Origin of the sequence: Nitrosomonas sp. Is24 (assembly GCF_033063335.1) — a bacterium.
Lineage (GTDB): Bacteria > Pseudomonadota > Gammaproteobacteria > Burkholderiales > Nitrosomonadaceae > Nitrosomonas.
Genome location: NZ_JAWJZG010000001.1, coordinates 1,584,997 through 1,601,886, shown reverse-complemented (window position 1 = coordinate 1,601,886; position 16,890 = coordinate 1,584,997). Strand labels below are relative to the sequence as shown.

The window sequence follows — 16,890 nt, the reverse complement described above, 5'->3', positions numbered from 1 at the left end:
CTGCGACACTGTCCAAATCAAATGGATTGCCCATATTGGGCAAATTAGTATACCCAAGGTTCCAATCAAATTTTCAGGTTTCACACTAACTTAATCGAGTATCGCATTTTATGCATCAAGATCGATATTCAGCTATCGAAATGGGTACACAATTCGTTCATTCACTATAATTTTCTGGTCCGGTGGTTTGAGCGAGTTGTGTTTTGATTTCCAGAAATAGCAGGAAAATCCCTCTTTATTCTTGAAATTGAATTCAAGTATCGAGTTAATAATCCTTATTATAGCTTTGGCTATCATTACAAATGTACTGGATCAGACGATACGAATGTCCTAGCAAAAAGGGAATAATTGCTCATAGTTTTAATAAAATAACAAATCTATACTGTATCTTTGAAAGAAGATTAAAGTTTTAGGTATTTAAACTTATTAGTTTTTATTGTAAAAAAGCGGTAATTTTTTCAAGTTTGATGTGCTTGCCACTGATTGAACTGTATTGTTTGTTATCGGAGATAGAAAATGACACGAATTTTAGTAATCACATTGCTGTTGTTCAGTTCGCACGTATCCGCTTTTTCCGTAGAGTGGATTCCTTTGACTACAGCCGAGCGTAATGGAAATCCTTTGAATATCCATGGAAATCCGGTTATTGAATATAGAAATGCCGGAAAAGGCGGGATCGATTGGACGGTTACCGGCGATGGACCGACAGGCGGGCGTGGAATACGGGAATTGTGGTTGTTTGATGACTCAGTCGCTGGCATACCCGGAACCAGTCAAGCAGCCACTTCATTTTCGGTAGCCAGCAATAGTGTCGGTTTCGTTATGGCCGGGGATCATAACGATGGCTTTGCGCAGTTTTTTGTGGATGGCATTGATGTCGGCACCTATGATATGTACCGCGGAGGAAATCGAATTTTAGTGGTTACCGAACTGGATTCCGCCGTACATTCGTTAAGAATTGTGCAACTTGGCCTGCATAATCCCCACTCAACCAAAGGCGATGTCGCTATTTTTGGCGGCGCTGCGTTTAACATGCCTATTTCTCCGGTCCCAGAACCGCAAGTCTATGCCATGTTGTTATCCGGATTGATTTTGCTGGGTTTCATCGCACGATGCAGAAAACAAGCCATTGTATTGCATGCACTGTAAATCCACACCTTCGGCGAATAGCATGTAGCCATGCCATTACAGATCTCTCAATAGAGTTTTCTTTTTTACTTTACGGTTAAAGGATTGACGGCAGTACAGCGCTCGCCAATCCAGCGCCCCTGCGTTTCTGCCGATGCATGCATCGGAGTGCCGCCAACGGTACTGTCGAATTCGGTATTTCCTGAAAAGCTTTCCGGGCTAGTGAAAGTACCTTGTGCCACTCCATTTCCCTGAAAATATTGATTTGAGCAAACGAGCTCCAATTGATAATTGTTACCCTTACGCGTTGCATTCTGTACTGTGCAACCGGAACGATTCTCATAAAAATATACGGGAATTTCTTGTTTGGCCATTTCCGGGGTGATGCAGATTTTTGCTGCGGCTGCCCCGTTCTCTATTTTGGGCAATTTAAAACCATAGCGACTGGCAAGGTCATGCAATTGCTGCATTTGTTCCGAAGGAATATGAGGCACTAATGCCAACAGATCGGAGCGAGTGGTGATTTCCCATAGCCCTGGACGGATGTGCTGGTGAGCCATGCTGGAAGTAACTATCGTCAGGGAAAAAAAGATTGCAATAATAATTTGATGCATGAATCCTGCGCATTTTCTTTTTAAAATCATTTTGTGGTCTGCAAATTCCAAGTTTTAGTAAGTTTAACTGACTATAGGAAAAATCACCGGAAATTTCTATTGACGTTAAGTCTATGTATCTGATTTAAAGATTAATCACTTGAGTGAATCGTGATATTGATAGCGTTATCCGCACCGGACTGATTCATTAAACTATGTCGGTTTTGGCATTGAATTTATTACTAAATGTAGCTGTGCAAAGCAGGGTATTGAAGCGCGATACTTCGAATCTTGCATCAATGACAGCTCCAGAGATTGGATTCGCCTTGTCTGCGTGGATTATCTTGATACTGCTGGTAAATTTCTGACAATCCATCCCAAATTCTGTGGTTAGGTTAACTGTCTGATTATGTGTGACACCGCACAGAAGGTATCTGATACTGTTGATAAAATTAAGGGCCTTAGAAGGCTAGCTGGCGTGTTGTCAGATAAATCTGATATTATGCTTTAGAATTGAAATGCAGATAATTGATATATAAAAATAATAAATATATAAAATTAGAAAAATTTCTGTGCATGTAATAAATTTACTACATTTATTTTAATCATTAAGATAAGTTTTTTTATAGGAGAAAAATGAATATAACCATCTAATTCTTAATGGATAGAATCGCTTTTTTTCTTATATATCGTCAGAATTATGAGTAATAATTTGAGAAATAGCGGGTGAATCGGGCGCTATTCTGCCTCATTATTCAAAGTAGTGAACATTACTATTCCAAACGGCTTAGTACGCAAAGTCAGTTCAAACAGTCATTAGAAAATAGAGTTGTTATGTCAGCTGAGATTTACGATTGGCTTTGATGATCGGCCCAACTGCAAGTTAATACATCTACTCAAAGGGGAATAATAATGAGCAAAAATCTTTCAAGACTTAAATGCATCACAATTTCATTCACTGGAATGTTGGCTGCTTCGATTCCGGCAGCTGCGGCTGCGGAGTGGTCGATTGTTGGTCTGGGCACTTTGGGCGGAACATATAGTGTTGCTCAAGCGATCAACGATTCCGGGCAAGTGGTGGGCAATGGTAATGGCGTGGATCGTGCTTTCATAACCGGCGCAAATGGCATAGGAATGAGCTATTTGGATACCCTTGGCGGAACCAGAAGTTTTGCTTCGGATATCAATAATGCCGGGCAGGTAGCCGGTTATTCTTTTACGGATACAGGCGATCTGCACGCTTTCATTACCGGACCCAACGGCGTGGGAATGTCTGATTTGGGCACCTTGGGTGGAGATTACAGCATTGCTTATGGCATTAACAATTTTGGGCAGGTAGTCGGAGTTTCTTCCACGGCGGGAAATGCAGCGTATCACGCTTTTATTACCGGTCCGAACGGCGTTGGAATGACCGACCTGGGAACTTTGAGCGGGGATTATAGCGCGGCCTATAGCATTAACGATTCAGGGCAAGTAACGGGTGTCTCTTCCACTTCCGATGCACCCGCTCAGCACGCCTTTATAACCGGTGCAAACGGTATTGGAATGACCGATTTGACTACCCTTAACGGCGCGACAGATAGTATTGGGCGAGCTATTAACAATTCAGGACAGGTCGTTGGATTTTCCGGATTTTATAATGACTTTACCGGTTATCAGCTTGTTGAAGCATTTATCAGCGATGCAGGAAGCTCGAATATTTCCGGTCTAGGCACGCCGATTGACAGCCGTGCGGATGCTATCAATGATATGGGGCAAGTCGTGGGGGGGATAAACAGTTATTGCGACAATTGTATTCGCAGTGCCTTCCTCTATAGCGAAGGTACTATAACCGATCTTTCGTTACTTGCGCCGGTCGTTGAAGCTGGATGGAGCGAGCTTTCGGCTGTCGGCATCAACAATCACGGGCAGATCATCGGCTGGGGGCATTTGGAAGGTGCTCCCGGTGGCGGCTCCCGGGCATTCCTGCTTTCTCCCATCGTTGCAGTACCAGAACCCGCAACTTATGCCATGCTGTTAGCTGGGTTGGGATTGCTAGGTTTCGTGCTGCGCCGCAGATATCAGATCGTTTGACTGGTTAGCTAATGATGCATCAAGGTTATTTACCGATGTGCCTTAACGACTGAATGGTCAACGTAATCAGAGGCAGTTGAACGTGGTAGGCAGGGTGGAACATTCTAGTATGTTCACTTTGCTGTAGCTTTACCATGGCAGTGAAAGGGTAAGATACTGAATAGTGATTTCAGTGTACTTACCCTGCCAGTTAAATGCGCAAGTCAGCGCATCAGTAGGATACTGTTATTGCAAAGCCTTGCGGATTGTTTCCGCTAATTCCTCAGCGACAAATTTGGCGATATAAGCATCAGCACCAACCGATTTGACGTGTTTTTCATTGGTTTCACCCGTCAATGAAGAATGAATCACGACCGGGATGGATTTGAATCGTTGATCACTCTTGATGTTACGGGTCAGGGTGAAGCCATCCATTTCCGGCATTTCCAGATCGGTCAGGACCAGAGCGACTTTGTCCTGAATCGTCTTACCTTCGCTTGCGGCAGCCTCCGACATGGCTTGAATCCGATTCCAGGCTTCCAGTCCGGTTTTGGTCATGACATAAGGAATATTAAGCGCTTTGAGTTCATTCTCAACCATACTGCGCGCCAATGGCGAATCGTCGGCAGCCAGAATGACTTTTCCATCGGGCAATTTGATCTCGGGGCCGATTTTATCGAGTGACATTTCTGCAATCTGCGCAGGGAGCACATCGCGCAGTATCTGTTCAACATCCAGCACTTGCGCCAGCCGGGAGCTTTCTGTGTTACCGTCGATACGAGCAATACTGGTGACCAATTTGCCGCCTTTGCCTTCCGCTGCGATCACTTGATTCCACTCCAAGCGCACAATTTCGCTGACTTCTTCGACAGCGAAAGCCTGGGTCGAGCGCGCATACTCAGTGACCAGCATGATCGGGAGTCCTTTTCTCGGCGTGCAGCCGACCACTTTAGGTAAATTGATCACGGTAATCACTTGACCGCGAACATTCGCTACACCCATCACATCAGGGGGGGCGTTGGCGATTTCGGTGATGGTGGGCATGACCAGGATTTCACGAATTTTGAATACATTGATACCGAATAATTCCCGTTGACCGTTGTTGGAAGCTTCACCCAGTCTAAACAACAACAGTTCAAACTTATTATTGGTAGTCAAATTGGTGCGTTCGTCAATTTCGTGCAATGCTGTGGTCATAAAATACGCTCCGCAAGTAAAGAATTTGAATCGATAGGCACAGTGTATCGTATCGATTATTAATGGAAGAACGATAGCAACGCTATAAAATGCCCGCTTCTTTGCGTTTTCAGCAAGCACATGAGCTTCCTGCCAATTGAACATAAATCCGTTTTGCTGTAAGGCTGAAAGCGCCACTACAGGGTCCATGAAACATGTCATTACATGGCTGAACTTTATTTCAAGTGGATTATCTGAATTAAGGCCGATTCTCCTTGTTTTTTCATGATTTAATAGAACGCAGGCCCAATAAGACTTAGCGGTAATTTTGCCGGAACCGGCTGTCACGGCACCTATATTCACATCGATTAATGCCGTTCATAGCACGCTGTAGTCACCGATCGTTATCCGGAGAGAAGAATGGATGTATATACGAGCATTCCCAAAGAATCAAAGCAACCGGCGTTAATCAAAGAAGTCCGGATACTACTTATCAATCTTTATTGCGGTATTCAGTTACTGGCTTTCCGCCGCCATGCGATCAACCGGATAACTGTCTCTTACGATCAGTTTATTTTGCTGCTGGGTTTTTATACGTTCACGGCACTGGTTGTTTCGTATGCAGCAACACCCAATCCTGTTTTCGATCTGTCCGGTTTGGGTTATCTTGGCGTTAAGCTGTTGATTGCACTGGTAGTAGGGTATGTTTTTGCGAAGCTAACCGGAAACCAAAGCGATGTGCTTAGAATTCTGGTCATTACCTATTGTGTTCTGCCAGCGCTTTACTTGATTTCTTTTGCCCTTTTAGCCTATTTGCCGGTGGCGATTCTGGTAGCCGGTTATGTCGTTTTTATCGCATGGGCATTAGCGGTTTGCTTCTATATCGCGCTGCAATTGCTGGAATGGAACAAACTCAAAGCTGCTTTGATCGCCGCGCTGTGGCTGGGTGCCTCGTATCCATTGGTCAATTTATCGTTCAGCTTTTGGTACGAAGGGTATGACGATGATCATGAATTGGCCGCATATTCTGCCGGCGCGTTGTCCGAGGTCAATCAGGAGTATGTTTATTACAGCCAATACCGGCTGCTGAACAACGCGCTGGATCCGATAAAACCCGGTATTGCAGGCGTCAATGATCTTTTCTTTGTCGGATTTGGTTCTGATTCCTCTCAGGATGTCTTCATGAAGGAAATCGGACATGTACAGCGTGTCATGGACGAGCGCTTGGGCGTATCGGGGCGCTCTGTTGCATTGATTAATAACCTGAAAACCTTGGATACAACGCCGCTGGCATCTTCGACAAACCTGCGAATTGCATTAAAACATATCGGCAGCAAAATGAATCCTGACGAAGACGTGGTATTGCTCTATCTGACCAGCCACGGATCGATGGATCATGAGCTTGCGGTGCAAATGTGGCCGCTTGAGCTGAATAATATCCGCCCGGAAGATATCAGAGCTTATTTGGATGATGCCGATATCCGCTGGCGCATTATTTTGATTTCGGCGTGTTACTCCGGCGGTTTTATCAAAGCGTTGCAGAACGAGTATTCGCTGATTTTTACCGCAGCCGCGCCGGATAAGGCTTCATTCGGCTGTTCAAATGAAAATGAATACACTTATTTTGGCGAAGCGCTGTTTAAAAATCTGGAAGATAAACCTTACCAGTTCGTTGAGCACTTCATTCAGGCGATGGAAAGAATCCGGCAACGTGAGCGCTACGAAAACCTTACGCCATCCGAACCGCAATTATTCATCGGTAATTTGATGAAAGAAAAATTGAAATTGCTGGAGCGGGATATTGTGAGTAGCGCCGCTCCTTAATGGCGGTTGTATGTTTAAAACTTGTAGCCTCGATGGAGCGCCACGATACCTGCGGTTAAATTGAAATACTCCACGCGGTCAAAACCGGCTTGTTCCATCAATTCCTTTAATTCCGGCTGGGAAGGGTGCATACGGATCGATTCGGCTAAATACCGGTAGCTTTCTGCATCGTCGGCGATTACTTTTCCCATGGCCGGAAGTAGCTTGAATGAGTAGGTATCATAGGCGGGTTGCAGCGGTTTCCAGACTTTGGAAAATTCCAGCACAATAACCGTTCCGCCCGGCTTAATGACACGGAGCATTTCTTTGAGCGCAACATCTTTATGTGTCATGTTTCTTAGACCAAATGCGACGCTGACGCAGTTAAAATAATTGTCGGGAAAGGGGAGTTTTTCAGCATCGCATTGCGCTACAGGCGTGGGTGTGCCTTCGTCGATCATGCGATCGCGGCCGATGGATAACATGGAATTATTAATATCGGTCAGCCAAACTTCACCGGACTTACCTACTTTCTGTAAAAAGAGCGCGCTTAAATCACCGGTGCCTCCTGCAATATCCAACACCTTGTCGCCTTTTTTAACGCCGCTGACTTCAATGGTGAAACGCTTCCATACGCGGTGCAGACCGGCCGACATTAAATCGTTCATCAGGTTATAGCGTTCCGCTACGGAATGAAATACTTCCGCGACTTTGCCGGCTTTTTCTTCTTCTGCAACGGTATTAAAGCCAAAATGGGTAGTTTTTGTCATGACGGGAATTGAATTGTAGAGTGTGATGGCTGAATGATGACCGGTAAAAATTTACTTGCAGGAATGCTGCGTGGCAGTGACCCGGTTTGCGGGTTCACGGCTGGCGCCTGCTTCGTCCATGCGCTGCAGATACCGTTGCCACATTTTATCCTGATTAAGACCGAAGTTATAGAGCAAGTCCCATGAATAAAGCCCGGTATTATGGCCGTCAGTAAAATTAAGCTGTATGGCATAATTACCAACCGGTTCGATTTTGATGATACTGACCATTTTCTTACCGGTTTGCAGCACTTCCTGCCCGGGGCCATGTCCGCTGACTTCGGCAGAGGGCGAATAAACGCGCAAAAACTCACAGGGAAATTGGAAAGTTTTGCCATCGGAGAAAGCGATATCCAGAATTCTGGATTTTTGGTGTAACTTAATTTCAGTCGGATGAGGAGTGTCTTTGGTTAAACCGGCCATGTCGTATTCACTGCATTGGGATTAAAAGCTGATGGGGTGCATTGTAGCAAACTGTACGGAAAAAATTGATCGATACAGGAATTTATATGACGGCAACAATATTGATTGTGGAAGACGAAGCTGCGATACAGGAATTGATCACTTATAATTTGCAGCAAGCCGGTTATGAGACAGTTTGCGCGGATAATGCCGAGAAAGCCATGATGCTGATCACGGCGGCATTGCCGGATCTGATTCTGCTGGATTGGATGCTGCCGGGAATGAGTGGCGTTGAATTCGCCCGGGTGCTGCGGCGTAACGAACGCACACGCTTGATTCCGATCATCATGCTCACCGCACGTACGCAGGAAACCGATAAAGTCGCCGGGTTGGAAATGGGGGCGGACGATTACATCACCAAGCCGTTCTCGCCGCGTGAGCTGGTTGCGCGTATCAATGCCGTGTTGCGCAGACTGATTCCTGAAGCCTCCGACGAAGCGGTTGAAATCGATGGTTTGCGGCTTGAACCGGTGAATCACCGCGTGACGGCCGGAAATCAGGAAATTGAATTGGGACCAACGGAATATCGCTTGCTGCATTTCATGATGACGCATACCGAACGGGTTTATTCACGCAGTCAATTGCTCGACCGTGTGTGGGGCGATCATGTGTTCGTTGAGGAGCGTACCGTCGACGTGCATATCCGCCGGTTGCGCAAAGCGCTACAATTAGCGGGTAAGGATGAATGGATACAAACTGTCCGCGGCGCGGGTTACCGGTTTTCCGCGACAGCCGTGCGGTCAGTCAAGGATTCCGATTCTGACAGTTAAGCCTTGATCGCTACGCATGGATACCAGGCCTATTAATTTAAGAAAAAATGCAAAGTTATTATTGTCGACCCATGAGACAGCCAATTCTCAAAACGATCTCAGCCGGAATTTTCTTCACCTAATGACTTTTCTCAGGATTTATTAAGTGTCCGATATCTGGCAGCGTTCCTCCAACATTCTTTTTGTCATCTTCATTACCGCGTTACTCTGGATGATTCTTGGCGCCGCGAATGCTTTGTTTTTCTTTGGCGTCGTCATGTTATGGATGGTGTTTCATCATATCCGTCACATCGTTGCATTGGAGCGCTGGCTGCAACTTTCCGATCATACACCGGCCAGTATTCCGGCGGGCTCCGGCGCCTGGGATGATGTTTTTGCCCACTTGGCGCGTTATGTGCGCCAGCATAGCCAAAGCCAGGAGTTACTCAGTCTGGCGCTGGAACGCATGCAAAGTGTTACGTCCGCGATGCCTGACGGCATTGTAATCCTGGATCAGAATGACCGGATTGAATGGTGTAATCCGGTTGCCGAACAGCACTTGGGGATTAATCTATCACTGGATGCAGGCCAGCAAATTACCTATCTGGTCAGGCAAATACCGTTTGTGACGTATCTTGCCGCGGGCCAGTTCAGCAATCCTTTGATTCTGAAACAAACGCGCCAGCACGGTATTATCGTTTCACTCCAGTTGGTGCCGTATGGTTATAACCAGAAACTACTGATCAGCCGCGATATTACGCGTTTTGAAAAAATAGAAACGATGCGGCGCGACTTTATCGCCAATGTCTCTCATGAGTTGCGCACGCCGCTGACCGTCATTGGCGGGTTTCTTGAAACCTTATCAGCCGATGAGCAGGTCAATACCGGTTTCAATAAGCGTGCCCTGGCCTTAATGACGGAACAAACATTCCGCATGCAGCGGCTGATTGAAGATTTGCTGATTTTGTCGCGTCTGGAAAATGAACAGAATAAAGTGAGCGAAAAGACCGTGGACGTGGTGAATTTGCTGCACGTTGTTCTGCAGGATGCGGAATCGCTCAGCGCAGGCCGCCATCAAATCAAATTGAATGTTGCCGCGCAAGATCAATTATTGGGCAGCGAGGAAGAATTGCGCAGCGCATTTGGCAACCTGATCAGCAATGCCATTCGCTACACCCCGGATCGGGGCGAAATTACGATCAATTGGGAAAAACGCAACGGGCAGGGGGTATTCTGGGTGCAAGATAGCGGCATCGGCATCGAACCGGAACACATTCCCCGTTTAACGGAACGCTTTTATCGCGTCGATAGCAGCCGTTCACGGGAAACCGGCGGCACCGGATTGGGACTCGCGATTGTCAAACATGTATTGAACCGGCACGAGGCACGCCTCGAAATTACCAGTCAGGTCGGTAAAGGCAGCCGGTTTACGATCTGGTTTCCCGCCAAAAGGCTGGTATCGGCTGATGTGTGATGCTTGCAGGTGATCCGCGCCGGTTTTTTTGTCCAACCTGTGTATCAAGCGTTTCATCTCGATTCAGCGGAGGCATGCAGTTAAGCAATGCTCATTTTTCCGGTTCGGTGTTTTTTTCTTTTTCCTTGCTGTCGGGAATAACCGCGTCGGCAACGGCACCAACCGCCTTAACAGTTACTTTGGCTGCGGTCGCAGCGGTAGTGACGACAGCATCGGCAACCGCTATGACAGCGCATCCTGTCAAATGCAGCAGGAATAGTAATGCGATAAACAATCGGGAAGTGGAAGACATAGCGATGGCATTATGACAGCATGTTGGGTTGGATGAAATGTGAAAGCCGGAGTTAGGCGGTTTTTCTGGGATTTATGCCGCTTTCCAACTTACGAACTGATTGCCATCGCTGATCCTGGATGACGTAGGCTTTCCATTTGCTGTGAACAACAATCAGATTCAACAAGGTGGCTAACGGCAGCTCAAACGTGCCACGAATTAGCGTCGGCTGGAATTATTTGCTCGATATCCACTGCACTTCCGATGGCGGCAAGAAACAGGAAGCTAACAAAGAAAGCGATAGCAAAAATCACCCGTAGCAGACCAATCTGCTCATGCGCAACAGTGAATCCATTATCTTTGTCCCAGCTGGTTATACCGTTCTTTGTCAATTTGTTATACGACATTATGAGAGTGATGAGACTGATAAGTGGAAATCCAATACCTAAACCGCACCACCAAACCTTAAAACTTCTTGAGAAAGCAGTTGAATAATCCGGTGTCTCTCCTGACGGTGGTATAAGGCGGATCTTGAAAAGCCACTTGCCGGGCGTTGTACCAGTTGTTGAAAGGAATAACGATTCGATGAACACCCAAGCAAAAAATACGCTAAACCCAAACAATTGATCAAATTGATCACTATTCTGCTCGCTGAGCGCGTCTGGATAGAGGAAGCTGATGACTATGCCACTCACGATGGAGATCAAGTAGAGGTCGAACATACGCGCCCAGTAGCGAACCCACGGGCGAATTTGGGCAACAGAAGCAGTAGCCTGTATTGGCATGGGCAAAGTAGTCGACAAAACTACATTGGGTTCTGGCACAGTTTTCTGATCCGTGGCTTCCAGAGGTGCTCCGCAATGCCTGCAAAACTTCGCATCATCTATTATTTCCTTGCCACATTGCGTACAAAACATCGAATTTCCCTTTGCTCCAATGCTATGATTAAAATCGCACGTTCAAAATAACGCAATATAGTACGTCATAAATGAAATCTAAAATATGGTAGTTTACGGCACTTTCTGATACTTCCAACTAATTGACCCATTTAGCTTTGTCATCATGCCAAATTTATTTCGTTCTTCAAGTTTGGGAACGTAACGCTATCGATGCATAGCCAATCTGATTTTCTCCAGCACGCGTAAAACCGTCTATTTTGGCGCTTCAATATTCAACTGCATAAAATCGCTGCTCACGGTTCCGGATTGCACGCCGGGATTCAGGCCGATACCGGCTGGGTGGATGAAGAAGCTCAATGGTTGGCGATTTTGTTGATGTTGGGGTTCGTTCTTCACCTCAACCTACGTGCTGCTCATTTAGGCGAACTCGATCCAGAATAAAACCTGCCACTTCTTCTGGGGTGAATCGTTGTAGATCAATGTAACCATCGTGTTCAAAAACGCCAGGAATTTCGGCATCATCAGACCTTACAAACATGATGGCGTGATCACTTTTATTGTTGATAATTCCACGGATTGCTCGCCACTCTATACCGCACCATTTTTTCTTTTCGTATTCTTTGGACAAGAACACAACGATCAAGTCGGAATTTTTAAGATAAACAGATTGAAGCAAACTATCCAAATTTGGCCTCGCCAATTGTGCTGTAAAATCGTCGTCGTAAAAAATTGAGCCTGCGGGCAAGGAACTTTTAAGGCGGTTTACTATTGTGAGAACACAGTCGCGAACCTCGCCGGGGAAAGAAAACGCAACTTTGAAGCTCAGCTCTTCGAGCTTACCGGTGCGACCAACGGGATTGATAAATCTCTCATCGATTAGACCCGCCGCGTGCAGTCGGCTGAATAAATCTTCATCTTTAACCGCCCAGTGCGTTCTATTCATTTCCCATTCGCCAATATCGAGAAGATTCACGATTGGCGCAATATCTGAGAATGGAATTGGCGGGATGTCAGTTTCGAAATCATATTCAATCATAATCGAGCGACTTCGCTCCTTGAGAGACCGAATATAACCGACTCGTACTGATTCTTTTTTTCCCTCATATGCAAACAGGCACGGAAACGACTTTAGAAGTTCAATGTGTTCGGACGTAAGTGTCTTGAGCAAGGTTTTTTCTTTGTCATTTGTATGCTCAAGGAATCTATCTCGTGTGTATTCATACGCGGGTAGTTCCCATGCGCCTTCATGTGCAGTTACAAGTAGGTTATACATTTACACGATGCCTCTTTGGAAATCTAACGTAAAGGTGAGGGGCGCGAGCGGCTACGCCGCGAAGCGTCCCTCTCGACCGATTGGTTGGGCTTATTTGGCAACCCTGATCTCGTAGAAGATGTCGTAAATATCGCCAAACACCCCTTTCTTTCTTAGGACGGGAACACGCGAAATAACTTCATACCTCTTGGCGTCATAATTGTTGTCTCGCAGCCATGTTTCTAGCCAGTCAATCCGTGTTCGTTCAGCTTCCTCCGACGTGAGCGGATACGCCGCATCGGCGAATGCCGTGAATTTGAAAAATTGAGCATTCGCATCGGTTCGTGTCGGCTCAAATTTTGTTACCGCCACACGGTCGAACGAAGCACAGCCCGCCATCATCCCAAGAAGCGCAGTGTAAACAAAAACGAGGGTAAGCTTGCGTATGGTCATGTGCGTTTATCTCGTGGCCCAACTAAAATTAAACATATTCAAAATAATTTAACTTGGTTTCCTAAATGAGAATGCTAGAGCATTCTTCTGTTTTGTTCATTAGGATATGATGATTATGTATTTTATACGGGCCTAAAAAAACACGGATGAGTAAATCTCCAAAACTGCTGGATCAAGTTCGCGAATGTATACGTGTAAAGCACTATTCTATTCGTACTGAAAATACCTATGTGGATTGGATAAAACGTTTTATTTTGTTTCATCACAAACGTCAACCCAAAGAGATGGGGAGTTCAGAAGTCGAAGCGTTTCTGACGTACCTTGACGTTGAACGTAATGTCCCCGCTTCTACTCAGGAGCAGGCCACAAGGCGGCCATATACGCCAGAATTATCCGCGCATTGCCCGTTTTATCCTCTCCAGCACCACCAAAACCGTTTTCCTCGGCGCCCCAATATTCAACCGCATGAACCCGCTGCCTTCCTGCCCGAATTGCACGCCCGGATTCAGGCCGACACCGGCTTTGTGGATAAAGAAGTGTTTCAGTTGCGCGTCGGTCATGTGCCACTCGCGGCAATCGAACCAGAGCAGGTAGGTGCCTTCGGCTTGGATCACGCGCATGTCCGGCAAATGTTCCGCGACGAAGTGTTCGACGCTGGTACGGGTGTCTTGCAGGTAATTCTGTAATGCGGTGAGCCAGGCTTCACCGTCGCGGTAGGCGGCTTCGAAGGCGGCGACGCTGAACGGGTTGGAGGCGCTGACGTGGAATTGGGTGAAGACTTGCGCGACAGCATGACGCACGGTTTTATCGGGGATGATCAGCGCGGATAGATTCAAGCCGGGGATATTGAAGGTTTTGCTTGGCGCGACGGCGGTGATCAGGTTGCTGTTATTGTTGACAATGGCAGCCAACACGTGGTGGCGGTGGCCGGGGTAGATCAAGTCGTGGTGGATTTCATCGGAAAACACGATCAGGTTGTGGCGGGTGGCGATTTGTTGCAGTTGCTGCAATTCTTCCGGCGACCACACGCGTCCGACCGGGTTGTGTGGCGAACACAGCAGCAGCAGTTTGGCTTGCCGGGCGCACTGTTCCAAATGGTCGAAGTCGATGGTGTAACGGCCATGGTCGTGGCGCAGCGGGTTTTGGATCAGCTTGCGGCCGGTTTGCGTGACGGCGGAGAAGAACGGGAAATACACCGGCGGTTGGACGATGACGGCTTCGCCGGGTTGGGTGAACGCCATCACAGCGGCGTTGATCGACGGCACCACGCCGGGGCACATAACGATCCAGTCGCGCTGTACCGCCCAGCCGTGCCGCCGTTGCAGCCAGCCGATCAGCGCGTCATACAGGTTATCGGGAAATACGGTGTAACCGTAGATCGGGTGTTGTGCGCGCTCAGTCAGCGCTCGTGTAACCGCGGGCGGGGCGGCGAAATCCATGTCCGCCACCCACGCCGGGATGACATCGGCTTTGCCGAACATGGTTTGCCGTCCATCGTATTTGACACTGTGAGTTCCTTCGCGATTGATTTCCCTGTCGAAATCGAACGCTTCGCTCAAGCGATACGCTCCCAGATGGTGACTTCCGCCAGCGTGTGCTGGAATTTGCGTTTGGTTTCGCGGATCACGAACGGCACGGCTTGCGGCCCTTGGATCAGACGGAAGTGCGGGCCGAGCATTTCTTTCAGGCCGTCGAGCGTGGTGAAGTTTTCACCGTCGCGCTTGAAGCCGCCGACCCACGCTTCTTTCTTGGTGTGTTCGGTGAGCCAGGTATACGGCGACGTGATCATCAGCAAACCGCCCATATTGATGCGCGTGTGAATGCTATTGAGCAGCTTGGCCGGATCGTATAACCGGTCGATCAGGTTGGCAGCGAGGATCAGGTCGTAGCCGGTGAAAATGGATTTTAAATTACAGGCATCGCCCTGGAAAAATTCGACCTTATGTTTGACGTGATCCAGGCCCAGGCCGGTTAATGTGCGTTCCTTGTACGACACCAGCTCGCCTTCGTCGGTCAGTGTGTAGCGCAAAACACCTTGCTGTGCGAGTTGCACACCCTGGCCGATGAAACGCGCGGAGAAATCGATACCGGTGACATGATCGAACACTGTGGCCAGCTCGAAGGTCGAGCGGCCGGAAGCACAGCCTAAATCCAGCGCGCTGCGTTTAGGCCGGTTACCCGTCGCGGCGATGGCGATATCCGCGAGTGCCTTGGAGAAATTGGGCACGTCAAAATACATATCGCCGTAATGAAACTCGGCGTATTCCGACAGCAATTTGTCAGTTTCGTAGTTGGAACCCGGCAGTGTGGCTGGTGCGTCCGACACGACATAGCGGAAACCCGCGTGCTGGAAGAAATGGCGACGGAAGGCGTAGCGCGAGCTGCGGATCGATTCGTTGCCACAAGCAATCCACGAACCGCCTTTAATCAGATTATGCTGATTATCGAACGTCGGCGTGGTGAAATCGTCGTACAACGGATGCACGTCGAATCCCTCGAACGGGTAGGTCGGCGTTTCGGTCCATTGCCAGACGTTACCGGTGATATCGAAAAACTCGCCTTGCGGGAATTCGGTGACCGGACAGCTCGACGCATAGTAATCCAGATGCAGATTGCCGCTGGCTTTTGCGTCCGGCGGTACTTCAGATAATTGCGCGGTATCGTACAGCCGGTACCATTCGTCCTCGGTCGGCAGCCGTACCGGTTGCTTGGTCGTTTCGGCTTTCCAGTTACAGAACGCTTTGGCTTCGTGATAATTGACTTCAACCGGCCAATCCCACGGCATCGGCACTTCCTCGGTCATCAGGCGCAAACACCAGTCATTGCCTTTCTTGATCCAAAAAGTGGGGTATTCGGCTTGGGTGAATTTTTGCCAGGCACGTCCTTCTTCCGGCCAGTAACTACCGGTGCGGTAGCCGCCGGCTTCGACAAACGCCAGAAATTCCTGATTACTGACCAAGTATTTGCTGGCTTGGAAAGCGGCAATATCGGCGCTGTGCATGCCATATTCGTTATCCCAGCCGTAATGCTGATGATTGGTTCTGGTTTTATGCAGCGTGACCGTTCCGGCGGCGACGTTGATTAAAGCATTCTGCGGCGCGGCGCCGGATGTGCGGCACGGCTGCCAATCCGGGTGCGGTTGCACGAAATGCAGCGCGTGCTGGCGGATCAGAACCGACGATGTTTCCAGGTGAATGCGTTCATGCTCGATCCCCATCACAATCGGCCACCACGAGCTTTCCCAGGTGATCGGCAAGGCCAGCGGCATCGTTGCGATCAGCTTGTCGACCATGGCGCGCATGGTTTTGCGGTACGCGCGCACTTCGCCGACCGTCGGCCAATCGTAGTGCGTGCTATCGAGATCGTCCCAGCTCATTTCGTCGACACCGACGGCGAAGATCGATTCCAGCCGGGGATTGATGCGTTCGGGGATCAGCCCGGCGAGAATCAATTTATTGACGAAAAATGTGGCGGTATGGCCGAGATAAAAAATCAGCGGGTGGCGCAGTGAGATCGGTTTTTTGTAATAGGCCTCGTCAGTGCGCAGCGTTTCAAAGAGTTGTTCGTAACGATCCAGCGTGTTGTGAAAATAAGCGCGGATTTCTTCACGTTTCAGGTTGATGTCATCGCCGTCCAGTAGCGGTGTTCTTTGGAATAAGGTTTGTAGCATAGGGGTAATGTTTAGCAGTTTACTAGGTTATTAACCGCTATTATAACGCCTCGCGCTTTTCAAGCCATACTTTAACCGGGATAAATGTCATTAAACATT

The 16,890-nt window shown here is 48.0% G+C and carries 16 protein-coding genes and 1 pseudogene; 6 read left to right on the top strand and 11 right to left on the bottom strand.

Annotated elements, in window-relative coordinates; genetic code table 11:
* The first annotated feature begins 516 nt into the window (after positions 1–516).
* Positions 517–1,149 carry a PEP-CTERM sorting domain-containing protein gene (locus tag R2103_RS07210; protein WP_317530796.1) on the top strand — a complete coding sequence of 211 codons (633 nt, stop codon included), beginning with the start codon at positions 517–519 and terminating at the stop codon, positions 1,147–1,149.
* Between the two features lie 65 nt (positions 1,150–1,214).
* Here the strand turns inward: R2103_RS07210 and R2103_RS07205 are convergent, their stop codons facing one another.
* Positions 1,215–1,772, bottom strand: a complete 558-nt coding sequence (locus tag R2103_RS07205) for a DUF3617 domain-containing protein (protein WP_317530795.1) — start codon at positions 1,770–1,772, stop codon at positions 1,215–1,217.
* Between the two features lie 861 nt (positions 1,773–2,633).
* Here R2103_RS07205 and R2103_RS07200 point away from each other — a divergent pair.
* Positions 2,634–3,794, top strand: coding sequence for a PEP-CTERM sorting domain-containing protein (locus R2103_RS07200; RefSeq protein WP_317530794.1), 1,161 nt, complete (start codon positions 2,634–2,636; stop codon positions 3,792–3,794).
* A gap of 225 nt (positions 3,795–4,019) precedes the next feature.
* Here R2103_RS07200 and R2103_RS07195 read toward each other — a convergent pair whose 3' ends face one another.
* A complete protein-coding gene (locus tag R2103_RS07195; protein WP_317530793.1) occupies positions 4,020–4,970 on the bottom strand; it encodes a chemotaxis protein in 951 nt (316 codons plus the stop codon).
* A gap of 399 nt (positions 4,971–5,369) precedes the next feature.
* Between R2103_RS07195 and R2103_RS07190 the strand changes: the two genes are divergently transcribed.
* The gene (locus tag R2103_RS07190; RefSeq protein WP_317530792.1) at positions 5,370–6,773 is read left to right on the top strand and encodes a C13 family peptidase; all 1,404 of its coding nucleotides are present in this window, start codon (positions 5,370–5,372) and stop codon (positions 6,771–6,773) included.
* Between the two features lie 14 nt (positions 6,774–6,787).
* Here R2103_RS07190 and ubiE read toward each other — a convergent pair whose 3' ends face one another.
* Positions 6,788–7,522 carry a bifunctional demethylmenaquinone methyltransferase/2-methoxy-6-polyprenyl-1,4-benzoquinol methylase UbiE gene (ubiE, locus tag R2103_RS07185; RefSeq protein ID WP_317530791.1) on the bottom strand — a complete coding sequence of 245 codons (735 nt, stop codon included), beginning with the start codon at positions 7,520–7,522 and terminating at the stop codon, positions 6,788–6,790.
* A 51-nt stretch (positions 7,523–7,573) separates the two neighbouring features.
* Positions 7,574–7,984: a DUF971 domain-containing protein gene (locus R2103_RS07180; RefSeq protein ID WP_317530790.1), complete on the bottom strand. Its 411-nt coding sequence runs from the start codon at positions 7,982–7,984 to the stop codon at positions 7,574–7,576.
* Between the two features lie 86 nt (positions 7,985–8,070).
* Between R2103_RS07180 and phoB the strand changes: the two genes are divergently transcribed.
* Entirely contained in the window at positions 8,071–8,793 is a 723-nt protein-coding gene (gene phoB, locus R2103_RS07175) for a phosphate regulon transcriptional regulator PhoB (protein ID WP_317530789.1), read from the top strand.
* 145 nt (positions 8,794–8,938) lie between these two features.
* Positions 8,939–10,246 (top strand): phosphate regulon sensor histidine kinase PhoR, encoded by a 1,308-nt coding sequence (phoR, locus tag R2103_RS07170; RefSeq protein WP_317530788.1) that lies wholly within the window; start codon positions 8,939–8,941, stop codon positions 10,244–10,246.
* A 91-nt stretch (positions 10,247–10,337) separates the two neighbouring features.
* Here the strand turns inward: phoR and R2103_RS07165 are convergent, their stop codons facing one another.
* From R2103_RS07165 to R2103_RS07145, 5 genes are all read right to left on the bottom strand, one after another.
* Positions 10,338–10,538, bottom strand: a complete 201-nt coding sequence (locus tag R2103_RS07165; protein WP_317530787.1) for an NF038104 family lipoprotein — start codon at positions 10,536–10,538, stop codon at positions 10,338–10,340.
* 182 nt (positions 10,539–10,720) lie between these two features.
* Positions 10,721–11,434, bottom strand: a complete 714-nt coding sequence (locus R2103_RS07160) for an RDD family protein (RefSeq protein ID WP_317530786.1) — start codon at positions 11,432–11,434, stop codon at positions 10,721–10,723.
* A gap of 234 nt (positions 11,435–11,668) precedes the next feature.
* Complete coding sequence (locus tag R2103_RS07155; RefSeq protein ID WP_317530785.1) at positions 11,669–11,812, bottom strand: hypothetical protein; 144 nt, start codon at positions 11,810–11,812, stop codon at positions 11,669–11,671.
* Between the two features lies 1 nt (position 11,813).
* The gene (locus R2103_RS07150; RefSeq protein WP_317530784.1) at positions 11,814–12,689 is read right to left on the bottom strand and encodes a TIR domain-containing protein; all 876 of its coding nucleotides are present in this window, start codon (positions 12,687–12,689) and stop codon (positions 11,814–11,816) included.
* A gap of 90 nt (positions 12,690–12,779) precedes the next feature.
* Positions 12,780–13,121, bottom strand: coding sequence for a hypothetical protein (locus R2103_RS07145; protein WP_317530783.1), 342 nt, complete (start codon positions 13,119–13,121; stop codon positions 12,780–12,782).
* 146 nt (positions 13,122–13,267) lie between these two features.
* On the opposite strand from R2103_RS07145, the pseudogene R2103_RS07140 reads away from it, so the two are divergent.
* Positions 13,268–13,477 (top strand): annotated as a pseudogene (locus tag R2103_RS07140) (phage integrase N-terminal SAM-like domain-containing protein); the annotation flags it as partial.
* A 33-nt stretch (positions 13,478–13,510) separates the two neighbouring features.
* Here R2103_RS07140 and R2103_RS07135 read toward each other — a convergent pair.
* Together R2103_RS07135 and ovoA are read right to left on the bottom strand one after the other, a co-directional pair.
* Entirely contained in the window at positions 13,511–14,680 is a 1,170-nt protein-coding gene (locus R2103_RS07135) for a pyridoxal phosphate-dependent aminotransferase (protein WP_317530782.1), read from the bottom strand.
* Complete coding sequence (gene ovoA, locus R2103_RS07130; RefSeq protein WP_317530781.1) at positions 14,677–16,791, bottom strand: 5-histidylcysteine sulfoxide synthase; 2,115 nt, start codon at positions 16,789–16,791, stop codon at positions 14,677–14,679. Before ovoA ends, R2103_RS07135 begins: the two co-directional genes overlap by 4 nt.
* Positions 16,792–16,890 lie beyond the last annotated feature (99 nt).